The organism is uncultured Lentibacter sp., from assembly GCF_937123735.1.
In the GTDB taxonomy this organism is placed as follows: Bacteria; Pseudomonadota; Alphaproteobacteria; order Rhodobacterales; family Rhodobacteraceae; genus Lentibacter.
The window spans coordinates 22,491-37,772 of the sequence record NZ_CAKZKL010000008.1 but is presented as its reverse complement, the minus strand read 5'-3'; the positions used below and the strand labels follow the sequence as shown (position 1 = coordinate 37,772).

General features: G+C 61.5%; 13 protein-coding genes. 10 read left to right on the top strand and 3 right to left on the bottom strand.

What is annotated here, in order from left to right; translation table 11 throughout:
- Positions 1 to 407: hypothetical protein (locus tag Q0478_RS02030; protein WP_298675685.1), on the bottom strand; the 407-nt coding region annotated here is incomplete at its 3' end.
- Between the two features lie 149 nt (positions 408 to 556).
- On the opposite strand from Q0478_RS02030, the gene Q0478_RS02025 reads away from it, so the two are divergent.
- Together Q0478_RS02025 and Q0478_RS02020 are read left to right on the top strand one after the other, a co-directional pair.
- The gene (locus Q0478_RS02025; RefSeq protein ID WP_298675682.1) at positions 557 to 2,479 is read left to right on the top strand and encodes a glycosyltransferase; all 1,923 of its coding nucleotides are present in this window, start codon (positions 557 to 559) and stop codon (positions 2,477 to 2,479) included.
- Entirely contained in the window at positions 2,388 to 3,371 is a 984-nt protein-coding gene (locus Q0478_RS02020) for a glycosyltransferase (RefSeq protein ID WP_298675696.1), read from the top strand. Before Q0478_RS02025 ends, Q0478_RS02020 begins: the two co-directional genes overlap by 92 nt.
- Positions 3,372 to 3,477: 106 nt before the next feature.
- Here Q0478_RS02020 and Q0478_RS02015 read toward each other — a convergent pair whose 3' ends face one another.
- Positions 3,478 to 4,131, bottom strand: a complete 654-nt coding sequence (locus tag Q0478_RS02015) for an ABC transporter permease (RefSeq protein ID WP_298675694.1) — start codon at positions 4,129 to 4,131, stop codon at positions 3,478 to 3,480.
- A 204-nt stretch (positions 4,132 to 4,335) separates the two neighbouring features.
- On the opposite strand from Q0478_RS02015, the gene Q0478_RS02010 reads away from it, so the two are divergent.
- The 4 genes from Q0478_RS02010 (at position 4,336) to Q0478_RS01995 (ending at position 11,093) form a co-directional block, all read left to right on the top strand.
- Positions 4,336 to 5,460 carry a sugar transporter gene (locus Q0478_RS02010; protein ID WP_298675679.1) on the top strand — a complete coding sequence of 375 codons (1,125 nt, stop codon included), beginning with the start codon at positions 4,336 to 4,338 and terminating at the stop codon, positions 5,458 to 5,460.
- A gap of 5 nt (positions 5,461 to 5,465) precedes the next feature.
- The gene (locus Q0478_RS02005) at positions 5,466 to 6,119 is read left to right on the top strand and encodes an ABC transporter ATP-binding protein (protein ID WP_298675676.1); all 654 of its coding nucleotides are present in this window, start codon (positions 5,466 to 5,468) and stop codon (positions 6,117 to 6,119) included.
- A gap of 122 nt (positions 6,120 to 6,241) precedes the next feature.
- Positions 6,242 to 9,586: a calcium-binding protein gene (locus Q0478_RS02000; protein WP_298675673.1), complete on the top strand. Its 3,345-nt coding sequence runs from the start codon at positions 6,242 to 6,244 to the stop codon at positions 9,584 to 9,586.
- Positions 9,587 to 9,707: 121 nt separating this feature from the next.
- Entirely contained in the window at positions 9,708 to 11,093 is a 1,386-nt protein-coding gene (locus tag Q0478_RS01995) for a M10 family metallopeptidase C-terminal domain-containing protein (RefSeq protein ID WP_298675671.1), read from the top strand.
- A 67-nt stretch (positions 11,094 to 11,160) separates the two neighbouring features.
- Here the strand turns inward: Q0478_RS01995 and galE are convergent, their stop codons facing one another.
- A complete protein-coding gene (galE, locus tag Q0478_RS01990; protein ID WP_298675668.1) occupies positions 11,161 to 12,174 on the bottom strand; it encodes a UDP-glucose 4-epimerase GalE in 1,014 nt (337 codons plus the stop codon).
- Positions 12,175 to 12,362: 188 nt separating this feature from the next.
- Between galE and Q0478_RS01985 the strand changes: the two genes are divergently transcribed.
- Genes Q0478_RS01985 through Q0478_RS01970 form a run of 4 tightly spaced genes read left to right on the top strand, consistent with a single transcriptional unit; the run spans position 12,363 to position 15,063 of the window.
- Positions 12,363 to 13,001 carry a glutathione S-transferase gene (locus Q0478_RS01985; protein ID WP_298675691.1) on the top strand — a complete coding sequence of 213 codons (639 nt, stop codon included), beginning with the start codon at positions 12,363 to 12,365 and terminating at the stop codon, positions 12,999 to 13,001.
- A 3-nt stretch (positions 13,002 to 13,004) separates the two neighbouring features.
- Entirely contained in the window at positions 13,005 to 13,625 is a 621-nt protein-coding gene (locus Q0478_RS01980) for an FMN-binding negative transcriptional regulator (RefSeq protein ID WP_298675666.1), read from the top strand.
- A 57-nt stretch (positions 13,626 to 13,682) separates the two neighbouring features.
- On the top strand, positions 13,683 to 14,285 hold the full coding sequence (locus tag Q0478_RS01975) for a glutathione S-transferase (protein ID WP_298675664.1): 603 nt from the start codon (positions 13,683 to 13,685) through the stop codon (positions 14,283 to 14,285).
- Between the two features lie 22 nt (positions 14,286 to 14,307).
- The gene (locus Q0478_RS01970; protein ID WP_298675662.1) at positions 14,308 to 15,063 is read left to right on the top strand and encodes a PhnD/SsuA/transferrin family substrate-binding protein; all 756 of its coding nucleotides are present in this window, start codon (positions 14,308 to 14,310) and stop codon (positions 15,061 to 15,063) included.
- Positions 15,064 to 15,282: the final 219 nt, after the last annotated feature.

Here is a 15,282-nt window from a genome sequence, read left to right as displayed (position 1 = left end):
CTGAAGCTGCCGGTTTTCACCCGCTGTGCGTAAACCGATAAAAACCGCTCCGCATGGCCGCGCGCATAGCCCAAAATCCGGGTCTGTGCCGCCTGCTCGGGCAGAAATTCGTGAAGCGCGGCTTTCAAAGCGCCGGGCCTGACGCCGGCAAAAAACTCGGCTGAGACAAGCCCCAGATCGGCCGTCTCTTCGCACGCCCATGCCGCCTTGCGTGCAAAATGGGTCTGGCGCTTGTGCGCATTGCCCTTGCCGGGATGGATCGAATTGGCCAAAGCCGATGCATTGGTCTCAGGCTGCACAGCAAGCTGGAGAGATGGCGCTTGCCAGGCCCTTGCCTGCATCGCAGCTTGAATGGAGGTTGTCCCGGTTTTGGGGTCACCGATATGAAAGAGCAACGATTTTATCACCGACGTCTCGCCTCTGACCCCATGGAACTCGATACAAACCCGGTTTGATCATATCGCCACCCGCCTTGCAAGCGCTGGACAATCTGGGGCCAATACTCTAGGCGCTGGCATTGTAAGACTTGTATTTAACGAATTCCCAGGGTCCGGCCATGCGCGAACACAGTCTGTTGCAGTCGTTTACCTGGCCCGACCCGACGCTCGACCCCAACCCGCTCACCTACCTGCGCACCAGCGGTGCCGCGCGCTGGCCTTCGGGCAGTCGCGCCGTGCAGTTCGCGCAAGGCGGCCAGCTTCGCACAGACACCTATTTCAACATCTTCAATTATGGCAAATGGGCGCGCGCCGCACCCCTGTTGGATTTGGCGCTCAAACTGGAGGGCGAAGGCGAATTTGACTGCGCAATTTGCGCGGTGATCAATGGCGCAGAGCCCATCACCCTTCAAAAGCACGCGCTGTCTCTGACAGGGGCAAGCCTCTTGACGCTTGATCTCGCGCCACTGGCCAATCAGCAGAGTGCGCTGCTTTTTGTGCAAATCCGCTGCCACTCCGCCGAAGGACAGATCACAGCCGCCGACTGGCACACCGAGACAGCCCCGAGGCGGCAGCCAAAGCTTGCTGTTTGCATCACCACCTACCAGCGCGAAGCACAGGTCTTAAAGAGCGTTGAGCGCTTTGAGCGCTTTGCCAAGACCTCGGTTTGTGCCCCGCATCTGCACCTATATGTCATCGACAACGGCCAGTCCCTGCGCCGCCCAGACAGCGATAAAGTGACCGTAATTGCCAATGAAAACCTCGGTGGCTCCGGCGGCTTTGCGCGCGGCTTTCTGCAAGCCGAGGCGCAAGACGCCACCCATTGTCTCTTCATGGATGACGACGCCGCCACCCATATGCAGGCCATCGAACGCTGTTGGGCTTTTTTGGCCTATGCGCGCAAGACAGATGTGGCCATAGCCGGAGCCGTTGCCCAGGCAGCCGCGCCTCACAGGCTCTGGGAAAACGGCGCTCTGTTTCACATGATCTGCCGCCCGGCCCATCAGGGCCTGGATCTGCGCCGGGCAGACCAGGTGCTGCGCCTTGAGGCTGAAACGACCCCACGCAACCCAGCCAACTTCTATGGCGGCTGGTGGTTCTTTGCCTTCAGCGTTGCCGCGCTCAGGCATATGCCTTTCCCGTTTTTCGTGCGCGGAGATGATGTCAGCTTTTCTCTGGCACATGATTTTGACATCATCACGCTGCCGGGGGTTTTGTCGTATCAAGACGAAGATTTCCCCGTGAAGGAAAGCCCGCTCACGGTCTATCTTGATCTGCGCTCTCACCTGGCACATCACCTCGCCTTACCGGCCATGGAGATCGGGCGCATGGGCCTCGCAAAGATCATCGCACGGTTCTGGCTGCGCAGCCTGTTGGCCTGTCATTACGAGACCCTTGCCGCAGCGCTTCTGGCGCTGGAGGATGTGCGCGCCGGGCCCGGACACTTCGCAAAGACCGCCGATCTTGCCCAGCGCCGGGCCGATATTGGCGCGCTCACACAAACCGAGCGCTGGACAGATCGCCCCACCAAAAGCTCCGTCGCTATGCCCCGCCCCGCCAGCCGGCCCCTGAGACTCCTCATGAAACTGAGCCTAAACGGACACCTGCTGCCGGGCTTTACGCGCTTTGGCAAAGACATCACCCTGCCCGCAAGCCAGCGCGGTGGACGGCGCCCGCTCTGGGGGGCGCGTAAAATCACCTACATCAGCTCTGATGGCCAACGGGCCTATTCCGTCGCGCATGACAAAAGAAAGGCACTCGCCCTCAGCCTTGGCTTCGCAAAGGCAGGTTGCCAGCTGGTGTTGCACTATGGCCGCCTCAAGCAAGACTGGCGCAAGGGCTATGGCGCGCTGACACAGCGTGATTTCTGGAGAAAACGGCTTGGCTTGCGCCCGGCCCAAACAGAGGGAGCAGACCGTGAACCGCCTCAATCACCTCACTGCCATTGTTGTGACCCACAACCGATGCGCTGCCCTGAAGGTCACGCTTGCACGGCTGCTGGCGCACTCCTGCGAGGAGCTTGCCTGCGTGGTCGTCTGTGACAACGCCTCCACCGACGGCACCAGCGCCTATCTCGCCACCCTCACCGATCCACGCTTAAAGAGGCTCACGCTCACCAAGAACAGCGGGGGCGCCGGTGGCTTTGAGGCCGCCCTGCGCTTTGCGCAGGCGCAGCACCCGAGCGCTTGGTATATGCTCATGGATGATGATGCTTACCCGTCAACCGGCACAGTGGCCGCCTTTCATGCGCGGGCGCGTGAGGACTATGATGTCTGGCTCTCTGGCGTGCGCTATCCAGGCGGTGACATCTGCGATATGAACCGGCCGTGGCGCAACCCCTTCTGGCGCGCGTCGCTCTTTCTTGCCGCTGTGTTCAAGGGCCGTGCCGCCACCCACCTTGGGGCCCAGGCCTTCGCCCGCGGCAGCATAACCGAGGTTGATGGCGGCTCCTTTGTCGGCCAGTTTATCTCCCGCCGGGCGCTCACACGCGCCGGCTTTCCGCGCGGCGACTTGTTCATTTACGCAGATGATGTGCTCTTTTGCCTCGCGCTCCGGCGCGCCGGCGGCCTTATCGCCTTTGATCCAGCCCTGGCTTTCGTGCATGACTGTAACACGCTCACCCAAGACAGCGCACGGCTGATCTCTCCGCTCTGGAAGGTCTATTTCTACCACCGCAACCTAACACTGGCCTATCGCCAAAGCGCGGGGCCGCTGCTGTTTTGGCCGCTGATCGCGCTCAAGAGCCTGTCTTGGCTGGCCAAGGCTGGCCGCTATGGCCCGGCAAAACGCAGCTATCTGTCCCTGCTCGGAAAGGCGCTGCAAGATGCCCTCAACGGGCGCACAGGCAACAGCGCCGAAGAGATAGAAGCGTTTATTTTGCCTCAAGCACCCGCAAATGAAAGCGCCGCAAAAGCAACAGGCCGAAAGCCGTAAGCACGATCCCGATCCCGTAGACATAGGCCAGCGAAACAAACTGCGGGCTATATGTCGGATAGACGCCCTGCCGAAACAGGGTGGTGAGGTGGATCAATGGGTTGTACTAAAGAACATCCTGCGCCGCGCGTGGCATATCCTCGCAAATATACAGCACCCCCGAGGCCAGCAACAACGGGCGCGTTACAATACCCCAAATGCTGCGCCAGATTGGCCAAAGACTGAACAGGATCGCGTTGATCAGCCCCATGCCCAGGCCCAGAAGGACCATGCCCACCATGGCCACAAGCATATGCTGAAGGTGTATCTGCTGGCTGCTTTCCACAAAAATCATAATGCCGCCCAAAACCACAGTCGTGACCAGAAGCTCTGTCAGCACATGCAGGCACGCGCGCGCAAAAATGGCGTCAATCCAGAGCACCGAAGGATATTGCAGCAAGGCCTTGGAAAAGCCGAGCGCATTCCCGATCACCCGGGAAATGGTCTGAAACATCAGAAATGGCAGCATCCCGGTGGCATAAAACAGCAAGAAACTCGTGCCCAAAGACGGGCTGCGCAACACCAGCGAAAAAGCAATCGACAAGATAATGATCATGCCCAAAGGTTCGATGATGGCCCAGATATACCCCCCCGGGTTTCGGCCATAGAGCATGGACATTTCACGCAATACGAGGGCGAACAACACCCGCAGCCGCTCGCGCCAGAGGCTTGTATCCAGCTTGCGCCGCTGCGGCAGCGTTTCTTCATTACCATCTGGCATATTCACGCCGAACACTCCATAACCCTAGCATGTAACGCGTTATCTATGTAATTTTGTTGCCGAAAGATCAAACCGACTGGTCCGGATGGCAAAAGAAAGACACCTCATGTCTCAGAGCAGCAACGATACCCCCCAAAAAATGCCAAGGCCACTGCGGGCCACACCGCGGGCGACACCACGGAAACGACCGGCACAGCGCCCCCCATGGCCGAGGCGGCCCAGATGAAGCCGCGCCACTGGGGGCTGTTGCTCAGCTTTCTGGCCCTTGTTCTGTTGCCCATTTTGCTGAGCGGCTGGTATCTCTGGATGCGTGCAGATGACCAATACGCCTCCACCGTCGGCTTTACCGTGCGCAAGGAAGGCGGCAGCAGCGCCGCTGATATTTTTGGCATTGCCTCCCAGATCACCGGCGGCTCCACCCAGTCCGATACCGACATCCTGTTTGAATATCTGCAAAATCAAAATATTGTCGAAGCGATCGACACGGAAATTGATCTTGTCGCCCATTACGCTCAAAATCATGCCCACAACCCTCTCTTCAGCCTGCCCGAAGATGCCAACCTCGAGGAAAAGGTGGCTTTCTGGAGCAAGATCGCCCGCATCGCCTATGACAGGGCCGCCGGGCTGATCGAAGTGCAGATCCTCGCCTTTGATGCAGACACCGCACAGGCGATCGCTCAAAGCGTGCTGCGCAATTGCCAGGAGCTGATCAACAAGCTCAATGCCACAGCGCGCCAAGACAAAATCAAATACGCCCAGGAAGACCTCACCCTCGCAGTTGAACGGTTGCGCAAATCCCGCGAAGATCTGATCCTCTTTCGCACCAAGAACAAGATCGTCGATCTGGAAGCCGACCTGCAAGGGCGGCTCGGCGTTGTCAACACGCTCCAACAACAGCTCGCCGAAGCCCTCGTGGAAGCTGACCTGCTGGCCATAAACACCTCCGGAAGTGACCCACGGGTTGTGCAGTCGACCAATCTGATCAATGTCATCCGCGCCCGCATAGAGGCCGAAAAGGCCAATGTCATTTCCGGCAACACCGATGTGATCGGCGATGACTACCCAACGCTTCTGGCCGAATATGAGGGCCTCGTCGTCAACCGGGAATATGCCGAACAAAGCTATCGCGCGGCGCTCGCGGCGCTCGATGTGGCGCGCGCAGACGCCTCGCGCCAAAGCAGCTATCTTGCCGCCCACCTTGAGCCCACATTCCCCCAATCGGCTCAATACCCGCAGCGCCTTACGCTTCTGGGCCTCGTCGCCCTCTTTATTACGATGGGCTGGACGATCCTTGTGTTGATCTACTATTCGATCCGCGACAGCCGGTAACGCCGATGATCCGCCTCGAAAACCTGACCAAAAGCTATATCGTCGGCCACAAACGCCAGTTCATTTTCCAAAATCTCAACATGGAAATTCCCACCGGCAAGGCGCTTGCGCTTCTGGGCCGCAACGGAGCGGGCAAATCCACCCTGCTCAACATCATTTCCGGCGCCATCCCCGCCGACAGCGGCCGGGTCACCACAGATGGCAGCATGTCATGGCCTGTCGGCTTTGGCGGCTCGCTCAACCGCGAAATGACCGGCCAGCAAAACGTGCGCTTCGTGGCGCGCGTCTATGGGGTCGACACCCAAACGCTCGAAGGCTTTGTGCGCAACTTTTCCGAGCTGGGCGAACATTTCTTCAGCCCCGTACGCACCTACAGTTCAGGCATGAAAGCCCGGCTTGGCTTCGGGCTCTCCATGGGCATTCCCTTTGACACTTACCTGATTGACGAAACAACCGCCGTCGGAGACGCCCGCTTCACCCGCAAAAGCCGCACGGTCTTTCGCCAGCGCGTCCAGAATGCCGGGGCCATTATGGTCAGCCACCAGATGAAGGTGGTGCGCTCCTTTTGTGAAAACGGCCTGTTGATGCACAACGGTCAACTGACCTATTTTGAAGATATCGACGAGGCCATTGCCCTCCACCTGAAGCTCAACGGCTAAATAAACTTCGCGTCAAACTCGCTTCAAACCCGCTTTATAAGCCGCCTTCCCGCCAGAATCCGGCCCGAAGAAACCCCCCTCTGACATCCTACCCCTGCTTCCAGTTTCTTGGAGCAGCCTTGATGCCAATTCTGAGCTTTGCAGGGTATATTCGAACCGGTGAAGAAGCCTTTGATCGGGGCATTTCCGCGCTGGCTGTCACAACCATTGGCAGCGCCAGCTACCTTCTGTCCGCCTCCGGTCAGGAAGGCGGGCTGGCCAGCTTTGCTCTGGACAACGCAACCCCGAACCTGTCGGACCTCTACCTGATGTCTGCACAGGTGGCCGCAGGCACAGGCCGCCCGATCACCAGCATCAGCACAGGGGCTGCACAGCTCTTGCTTACCGGGCAACAGCAGGCCACCGGCGCAGAGCTGCTCAGCCTTCAACCCGATGGCGCGCTGGCCTTCGCCGGCACTTTGCAGGGCTTGCCCTTTGGGCCGGTAAACTGGTTTGCCCAAACCGGCGAAAGCCTTGTCAGCGCCGAGCTGGGCGCCGCATCCGTGACACTCGCCCAGTGGGGTGGCAGCAGCCTGGCCAGCGCGCCGCTCACCCTTCAGGACACAGCCCAGAGCCACCTTGCCAGCCTCTCGGCCCTGGCCGTTGGCACCCTCTTTGGCACTGACTACCTGGTGACCGGAAGCGCCAGCGAGGCCGGTGTCAGCCTTTTTGCCCTTTCGGGCGCAACCTCTGAGCTCCAATCCAGTTTCAGCGCCGCTGCGGGCCTCGGCCTCATGTGCCCGACAGACATCCATCTGGTCGAGCTGCAAGGCACGGGCTTTGTCATTGTCGCCTCCGCCCCCGAACTTGGCAGCGCCGGTGCGCTTTCGGTGTTTGCCCTCGGCCAGAACGGCGCGCTCACACCGGTTGATCACATCCTTGACACCCAAGACAGCCGCTTTGGCAAGGTTGTGGCGCTGGATACCTTGGAAGTGCAGGGCCAGGTCTATGTCGCCGCTGCGGGTGGCGATGGCGGGGTGAGCCTATTTCAGCTGTCACCCGACGGGCAGCTTGTCCACCGCGCCGCCTTCGCAGGAACCGCCGAAGCCCCCCTGCTGGGCGTCACCGATCTGGCCCTGCACCTTGCGGGCAACCAGCTGCAAATCTTCGTTTCCACCGGCGCGGGTGACGGCATCACCCTGCTCAGCGCGCCGCTTGGCACCCCCGGAAGCTCGCAACGGGGCACCGCCGCCGCCGACACGCTCACCGGCACGCAGGCCAATGATATTCTGGCCGGAGGTGACGGCAACGATGTGCTGCGCGGCCAGAACGGAGACGATCTGCTGCTCGGAGGGGCCGGCGCCGATACCCTCATAGGGGGCAACGGCGCAGACCTCTTTATCATCACGGCGGGCGGTGCGGGCGATCTGATCGAGGATTTCAACCCCGCAGAAGACAGGATCGACCTCTCCAGCTGGCCCTTTCTCTATGACCCCACCGCGCTGAACATCGCCCTGTCAGACCGCACAGCCACTCTGACATGGCGCACCGAAACCCTGACAATCAGAGCCACAGAGCCCCTCACCCACGCAGCCCTTCTCAACGCGATCGTGCTGGACATAAACCGCAGCTTCACCATGCCACAACAACACCTTACCGGCACCTCCGGCGCAGATCTTCTGCTGGGAGATTGGGGCACAGACACCCTGCTTGGCGGGGCGGGCGATGACACCCTGACAGGCGGCGCCGGCAGCGACAGCCTCAACGGTGGCAGCGGCACCGATCATGCCTTCCTGCACGGACGCTTTGACACAGCCACCCTGCGGTTTCTCTCCGATGACCGCCTCGAAATCAACTCCTCTGATGGCACTGATATCTTTGAAAGCATTGAGGTGTTCCACTTTGAAGACATCACAATGACCCTCGAGGACATCCGCGCAACAACCACACTGGAAACCTATGGCTCCAACATCGGAGAGCGGATCGACGGCCGCGACTACACAGATATCATCTTCGGTGAGGGCGGTGATGACCTGCTCTTTGGCAATGGCGAAAACGACACGCTCTATGGCGGCACGGGCAACGACCGCCTTCAAGGCGGTGCAGGCGATGACAGCCTCTTTGGCGAAGCCGGCAACGACACCTTGGAAGGCGGTTTTGGCGATGACACCCTGCTGGGCGGCGCCGACAACGATCTGCTGTCTGGCGAAACGGGCGCAGACCTGCTGCGCGGAGATGCCGGAGACGACAGGCTGCTGGGCGGGGCGGGCAACGACACCCTCACGGGCGAAACTGGCAATGACACGCTGGATGGCGGTGCAGACAACGACAGCCTCACAGGCGGCGCGGGCAACGACAGCCTGCAAGGCGGCATTGGCGATGACCGGCTGTTTGGCGAGGCAGGTGATGACATCCTCACGGTCATATCCGGCCAGAACCTGCTCGAGGGCGGCACCGGCCATGACAGCCTCACCGGTGGGCTGGGCCGCGATACGCTGCTTGGCGACACCGGAAATGACGCGCTGGATGGCGGCGCAGACAGTGACTCCCTCGCCGGCGGGGCCGATCACGACACCCTCACTGGCGGCACCGGCGATGACAGCCTTTGGGGAAATGACGGGCAAGACAGGCTCTGGGGCGGTGATGGCAGCGACATCCTCTCCGGCGGCACCGGCCATGACAGCCTGCACGGCGAAGAGGGCCATGACACGCTGTTCGGAGAAGATGGTGACGATATGCTGACAGGCGGGGCCGGGGCCGACAGCCTCTCGGGCGGCAATGGTGCCGACGCCCTCACAGGCGGCACCGGCAACGACAGCCTCGCCGGCGGGGCCGACCACGATCAGCTCGCCGGAGAGGACGGCGAGGATTATCTCACCGGAGATCTGGGCAACGACACGCTCTGGGGCCACGTCGGAGATGACACGCTTTGGGGTGGGGAGGGCAACGACCAGCTCTATGGCAACGCCGGGCAAGACGAGCTCCTGGGCGGCGCAGGCCGCGACACCTTAAGAGGGGGTGGCGCTGATGACAGCCTGTCCGGCGAGGAGGACGCCGATGTGCTGCGCGGCCAGAAAGGCGATGACACGCTCCACGCCGGCGCAGGCAATGATGTGGCCCGCGGCAACAAGGGCAATGATCTGCTCTTTGGCGAGGCCGGGGACGACCTGATCATTGGCGGTGGCGGGGCCGACCAGCTGCATGGCGGCAGCGGAAACGACACCCTCAAGGGCGGTGGCGGCGCAGATACGTTTGTTTTCCGCCAAGGCGATGCAACCGATGTGCTGCGCGGCTTCGGGAAAGGGGCCGACAGCCTGGTGATCGACGAATTGCTCTGGGGCGTCGCCACCACAACCTCCGAGCTGCTTGGCAGCTTCGCCACTGTCACAAACCGCGGTGTGGTGTTTGACTTTGGCAATTCCGACAAGATCATCCTCGCCGGATTTCACGATCTTTGGGCGCTCAGCGACGACATCACCATGGGCTGACCTCATAAACCAACAGAAAATCCCTTCAAATTTCACAAGACGTATCGACCTGCGCCGCATTTCCGCCTAGCCTTTGTGCAGTATCCAGTTTGCCTCTTTGCCGTAAAAAGGAACCCGTTTCATGTTGCCGCTCACCTCCCTGGCCCGCCCGACCGATTCAATCAACACGGGCGTTGCCATGCCCACCTCAATCTTTGACGTGTTTTTTGCCCCCGCAGGATATACCGAAACCCTGAGCTATATCACCTCAGAGGGCTGGAATGCTTACGAGCAACAACAGTTCAATTCTGTTTTTCGCAGCATAGAAGATGTCGCCAATGTGCGCTTCTTTACAACCAACACAGCGGCTCAGGCCGAATATGTGGTGGTGCTCGACACAAATGAAGCCGCCGCCTACGGCGATGTCTTGGGTTACTTCTATCTGCCCAACGGGGTGTCCACCCCGCTCTCGGGCGTCTTCAACGGCGGGGCATGGGACAGGTCAGCCGGTGGGATGCTGGAGCAAGGTGGCGACGGCTATCAAACCATCTTGCACGAGCTGCTGCACGGCCTCGGCCTTGGCCACCCGCATGATACCGATGGCGGCACGCGCATCATGAATGGCGTCAGCTCAAATTTCGGGGACTATGGTGACTATGACCTCAATCAGGGCGTTTACACCGCCATGACCTACAACACAGGCCACGAAACCGGCGACAGCGGCGACTGGAACCTCAATTGGGGCTATGAAGCCACACCCATGGCGCTTGATATTGCGGTTTTGCAAGATCTCTATGGTGCCAATACAACCCACGCCGGCGGAAACGACACCTATACGCTGCCCGGAAGCAATGTGTCAGGCACCCATTGGGAATCCATCTGGGACACCGGCGGCACAGATCTCATCCGCTTCACCGGCGCAGGCGATGCCACGGTTGATCTGCGCGACGCAACGCTTGAATACGAAATTGGCGGTGGCGGCTACATCTCGTCTGTTGAAGGCGTCGCGGGGGGGTTCACCATTGCCAACGGCGTGGTGATTGAAAACGTCCAGACAGGCCGTGGCGACGATAACATCATGGGCAATGATGCGCGCAACATCATCAAGACAGGAGCTGGGGATGATATCGTCTACGGCGGCGCGGGGCGCGACAAGATCAAGGGCAACGGCGGCCGCGATGAGCTCTGGGGGGAAGAAGGCCGCGACAAGCTTGTGGGCGGCGGCGGTGTCGATTACCTGCTCGGCGGTGCCGGCAATGATGTGCTGAAAGGCGGTCGCGGCGGAGATACATTCTTCTTTGACAGCGCTGGCGGCAACGACAAGATCAAAGATTTCGGCCGCGGAAACGACACCCTCATGATCGACCTGGCCTTTTGGGGCAGTGCCACGAGCGCCCAACAGCTCATCAACCTCTATGCCGACGACAGCGGCGCAGATGTGATCTTCGATTTTGGCGGGGGCAACACGCTCACCTTCGAAGATGTCGCCGATGCGCAATCCTTGGTGAATGACATTTTTTCCTACTGAGCCGAACCGCTGAGAGGGCACGCCCACTTCCGCCCTGAAGGGCGGGGGTGTCTAACGCTTGGTCTGCCTAGGGCTTGTAGCCCGTCGGGTTTTGCGATTGCCAGGCCCATGTGCTGTCACAAATCTCCGCGATGCCTCTCTGCGCCGCCCAGCCAAGAACAGCGCGCGCCTTCGACGGGTCGGCGTAGTATGACGGCAGGTCACCCTCGCGGCGCGGGGCCACCGTATAGGCTATCTCGCGCCCAGAGGCCTTTGAAAAGGCGTGGATCATCTCCAACACGGAATAGCCCGCGCCCGTGCCGATGTTGAAGGTGTCGGTCCCGCTGCCTTTTTTGGCATGTGCCAAGGCCCCGAGATGGGCCAAAGCCAAATCGGTGACATGAATATAGTCGCGCACGCCTGTGCCGTCCGGCGTGTCGTAGTCATCGCCAAAAACAGCCAGTCTCTCCCGCTGCCCCACAGCCACCTGCGCCACAAACGGCATCAGGTTGTTGGGCGGTCCTTCAGGGTCTTCCCCGATGCGCCCAGAGCTGTGCGCCCCGACCGGGTTGAAATACCGCAACAGAACCACCGCGCTCTCCGGATTGGCCCTTTGCCAGTCGCTCAAAACCTGCTCGGCCATATGCTTGGTGTGGCCATAGACATTGCTGGGCGCGCAGGGGTGCGCCTCGTCATAGGGCAGATAGTGCGGCGTTCCGTATACCGTGGCCGAAGACGAGAAAACGATATGCTGACAGCCCACCGCCTGCATGGCCTCAAGCAAGACAACCGTGCCCTGCACATTCACATCGTAATAGTTCAGCGGGATTTGCGAGGATTCCCCCACGGCCTTCAGGCCGGCAAAATGGATCACCGCCTCCGGCTTGTAACGCGCCATAACCGCCATCATTTTGGCCCTGTCACGCACATCCACCCGGTGCACCTCAGGGCGCACAGCTGTGATCTCTTCCAGGCGGTTGATCACCTCGGGCGAGGCATTGCAAAAGCTGTCCACAATGCAAATATCATGGCCCTCAGCCAACAGCTCTACGCATGTATGCGAGCCGATGTAGCCCGCGCCGCCTGTCACCAGAACACGCATCTTTTCACCCATATACCAGATCGAGCGCACCCGGCGCTCAGGCCCGACCCCTTAAAACCGATTGGCCAAGAATAGGCCGCGCGGCTCTGGCCTTGCAAGCGCTGTGGTGAACTTCTCCCGCGCCCATGCAGAAAAGCCACGCTGTGCTTTTGTTTGCGCTTGTCCCGGCGGCGCGCTACCTCTGGGCCATGTCACAGCCCCCTGTCCTCTGGTCCTTTCGCCGCTGCCCCTATGCCATGCGCGCCCGCCTCGGCCTCGCCTCTGCGGGGCTGAGCGTAGAGCTGCGCGAAATCCTGCTGCGCGACAAGCCCGCTGCCTTCCGCGCCGCCTCGCCCAGCGCCACTGTGCCCTGCCTTGACCTTGGCACGCGCCAGATTGATGAAAGCCTCGACATCATGCTCTACGCCCTCGCGCAGCATGATCCGGAGGCGCTGCTCGATATGCCCGCCGAAGGCCACGCGCTCATTGCCGAATGCGACGGCCCCTTCAAACAGGCGCTGGACCGCACCAAATACGCCACGCGCTATCCCGAGAGCAATATGGAGACAGAGCGCACGCGCGCCAGCGCCTTCATCGCCAAGCTTGATGCGCAGATCGGCGCAGAAAGCTGGCTCTTCGGCCCTCAGCCCAAGCTGGCCGATCTGGCCATCCTGCCTTTCGTGCGCCAGTTCGCTCATATTGATCAGGCGTGGTTTGCCGCACAGCCCTGGCCCGCCGTGCAAAGCTGGCTTTCGGCCTTCAAGGCTGCGCCGCGCTTTGCCGCGATCATGCAGAAATACCCGCCGTGGCAGCCCTCCGGGGCGGGCCACCCCTTCCCGGAAAGCTAGCCCATGCACCCGAACCCAGCCTTTCGCAGCGCTGAAACAGCGCAAAACCTCGCCTTCGCCCGCGCGCAGAGCTTTGGCCTTCTGAGCCTGAGCACCGCAGGCGCGCCGCTCATCAGCCACATTCCCTTCGAGCTCTCCGAATGCGGCGCTTATGCCGAGCTGCACCTCGTGCGCAGCACCGAGATCACCCGCGCGCTCACCGCCCCCGCGCCTGCCCGCCTCGCCGTGCAAGGCCCGCACAGCTATATCTCGCCCGATTGGTATGGCGTGGCAGATCAGGTCCCCACATGGAATTACGTCGCCGTGCACCTCACCGGCACGCTCACCCGCCTCCCCGACGCGGCGCTTGAGGGCGTGCTCGCGCGGCTTTCGGCGCAGTTTGAAGCCCGCCTCGCACCCAAGCCGGAATGGACGATGGGCAAAATGACCCCTGAGGTCCTCGCCAAGATGATGCGCCAGATCGTGCCCTTCCGGCTCGATATAAAGACCGTCGAAGGCACCTGGAAACTCGGCCAGAACAAGCCCGATGCCGCCCGCCTCGGCGGCGCAGAAGGGGCGGCTAAGGCAGGCCTCGGGCTGGAAACCACCGCCCTCGCGGCGCTCATGCGCGCTCCCCCCGCATGAGGATAGACAGCGCGGCAAAGCGCGCCTAACCTCGCCACGAACAGGAAAGGTCACCCCATGCAACTCATCTCCTCACAAGCCTCGCCCTTTGCCCGGAAAGTCCGCGTGCTGCTGCATGAAACCGGCCAATGGGATGCCGTGGAAGAGGTCGAGGCCGGCACAACGCCGATCAACACTCCGGACCATGTGCGCGCGGCCAACCCCACAGGCAAAATCCCCGCGCTGATCCGCCCCGATGGCCCCGCCCTGCACGACAGCCGCGTGATCACCCGCTATCTGGATGCCCGCGCCGACAGCAATTTCTACCCCGAGGCGCGTATCTGGGAGGTGCTGACGCTGGAAAGCATGGCCGATGCGATCATGGATGCGGCCGTGCTCATCACCTATGAAGGCCGCCTGCGCCCGCCGGAGCAGCAATTTCCCGTCTGGCTGGACGCCCAATGGGGCAAGATCCGCGCCGCGCTCGATGTGATCAACGCGCGCTGGATGAGCCACCTCGCCGGCCCCACTGACATGAGCCATATCGCCGTGGGCTGCGCGCTGTCCTACCTTGATTTGCGCCATGACGCGCGCGGCTGGCGCACAGGCGTCGACGCGCTGGCCGCCTGGCAGGCCGCCTTTGACAAACGCGACAGCATGGCCGCCACGGCCCCCGCGTGAGGCAGGCCAGGGAGGTGCTGCGATGATCGCCAGCCTGATGATGTATGCCCGCCCCGAGCTTGAGGGCGCACATGCCCGCTTTTGGGCGCTCATCCGCGAGGAGCTGGCCGCGCGCGGCGTCGACAGCCCCGAAACGCTCTCGCAGGAGGCGGAGGAATTCTTTGTCTGGGAGCACCCCGATCTGGTGTTGAGCCAGACCTGTGGGCTGCCCTACCGCACAAGACTCTGCGACAGTGTCCAGCTTGTCGCCACGCCCGATTACGGGCTGGAAGGCTGCGCCCCGGGCCACTACCGCAGCGCCCTTGTCGTGCGGGCCGATGACCCCCGCAAAAGCCTTGCCAGCTTTGAAGATGCGCGCCTTGCCTACAACCAGAACTTTTCGCAATCGGGCTTCGCCGCGCCCTATTTTCATTGCATGGCAGCGGGCTTCTGGTTTGAGACACGCGTGCAAACCGGCGGGCATCTGCGCTCCGCCCGCGCTGTGGCCCAAGGCCAGGCCGACATTGCCGCAATCGACGCCCAAACATGGCGCTTGATTGTGGCCCATGAAGCCTTTGCCCACCAACTCAGGGTCTTGGAGTGGACTGCCCCCACCCCCGCACTGCCAATGATCACGGGCAAGGGCCAAGACAGCACCACCATTGCCGCCGCGCTGACGGCGGCCCATGCGCGCCTGCCCACACCCGACAGCGCCGCCCTCGGCCTGCGGGGCTATGTGCAAATTCCCAAAGACGCCTACCTGGCGGTGCCAACCCCGCCGGACAGGGCCTGCTGCTGAAGGGTTTCGGATTTGCTTTGCAAATCCGACCCGCCGGGGGGCCAGCCCCCCGGCCCCCCCCCAGAGATGTTTCTGAAGAAAACAAACAGGGCCAAAAAGCGAATCATGGGTTGGGGCGATCGGCTGCGTTGAGAGGGGCTGTGCAGGCGCTCAGGCCCTCTAACAACCCTCTGCCAACCCTCTGCCAAAAGCAGCGCATCAGAGGGGTTTGGCCGCGAC

What these genes read in the sequence shown, in the direction of transcription:
- Q0478_RS02025 (WP_298675682.1), top strand. Translation starts at nt 557, where the DNA reads ATGCGCGAACACAGTCTGTTGCAGTCGTTTACCTGGCCCGACCCGACG.
- Q0478_RS02015 (WP_298675694.1), bottom strand. Translation starts at nt 4,131, where the DNA reads ATGCCAGATGGTAATGAAGAAACGCTGCCGCAGCGGCGCAAGCTGGAT.
- Q0478_RS02010 (WP_298675679.1), top strand. Translation starts at nt 4,336, where the DNA reads ATGGCCGAGGCGGCCCAGATGAAGCCGCGCCACTGGGGGCTGTTGCTC.
- Q0478_RS02005 (WP_298675676.1), top strand. Translation starts at nt 5,466, where the DNA reads ATGATCCGCCTCGAAAACCTGACCAAAAGCTATATCGTCGGCCACAAA.
- Q0478_RS02000 (WP_298675673.1), top strand. Translation starts at nt 6,242, where the DNA reads ATGCCAATTCTGAGCTTTGCAGGGTATATTCGAACCGGTGAAGAAGCC.
- Q0478_RS01995 (WP_298675671.1), top strand. Translation starts at nt 9,708, where the DNA reads ATGTTGCCGCTCACCTCCCTGGCCCGCCCGACCGATTCAATCAACACG.
- galE (WP_298675668.1), bottom strand. Translation starts at nt 12,174, where the DNA reads ATGCGTGTTCTGGTGACAGGCGGCGCGGGCTACATCGGCTCGCATACA.
- Q0478_RS01985 (WP_298675691.1), top strand. Translation starts at nt 12,363, where the DNA reads ATGTCACAGCCCCCTGTCCTCTGGTCCTTTCGCCGCTGCCCCTATGCC.
- Q0478_RS01980 (WP_298675666.1), top strand. Translation starts at nt 13,005, where the DNA reads ATGCACCCGAACCCAGCCTTTCGCAGCGCTGAAACAGCGCAAAACCTC.
- Q0478_RS01975 (WP_298675664.1), top strand. Translation starts at nt 13,683, where the DNA reads ATGCAACTCATCTCCTCACAAGCCTCGCCCTTTGCCCGGAAAGTCCGC.
- Q0478_RS01970 (WP_298675662.1), top strand. Translation starts at nt 14,308, where the DNA reads ATGATCGCCAGCCTGATGATGTATGCCCGCCCCGAGCTTGAGGGCGCA.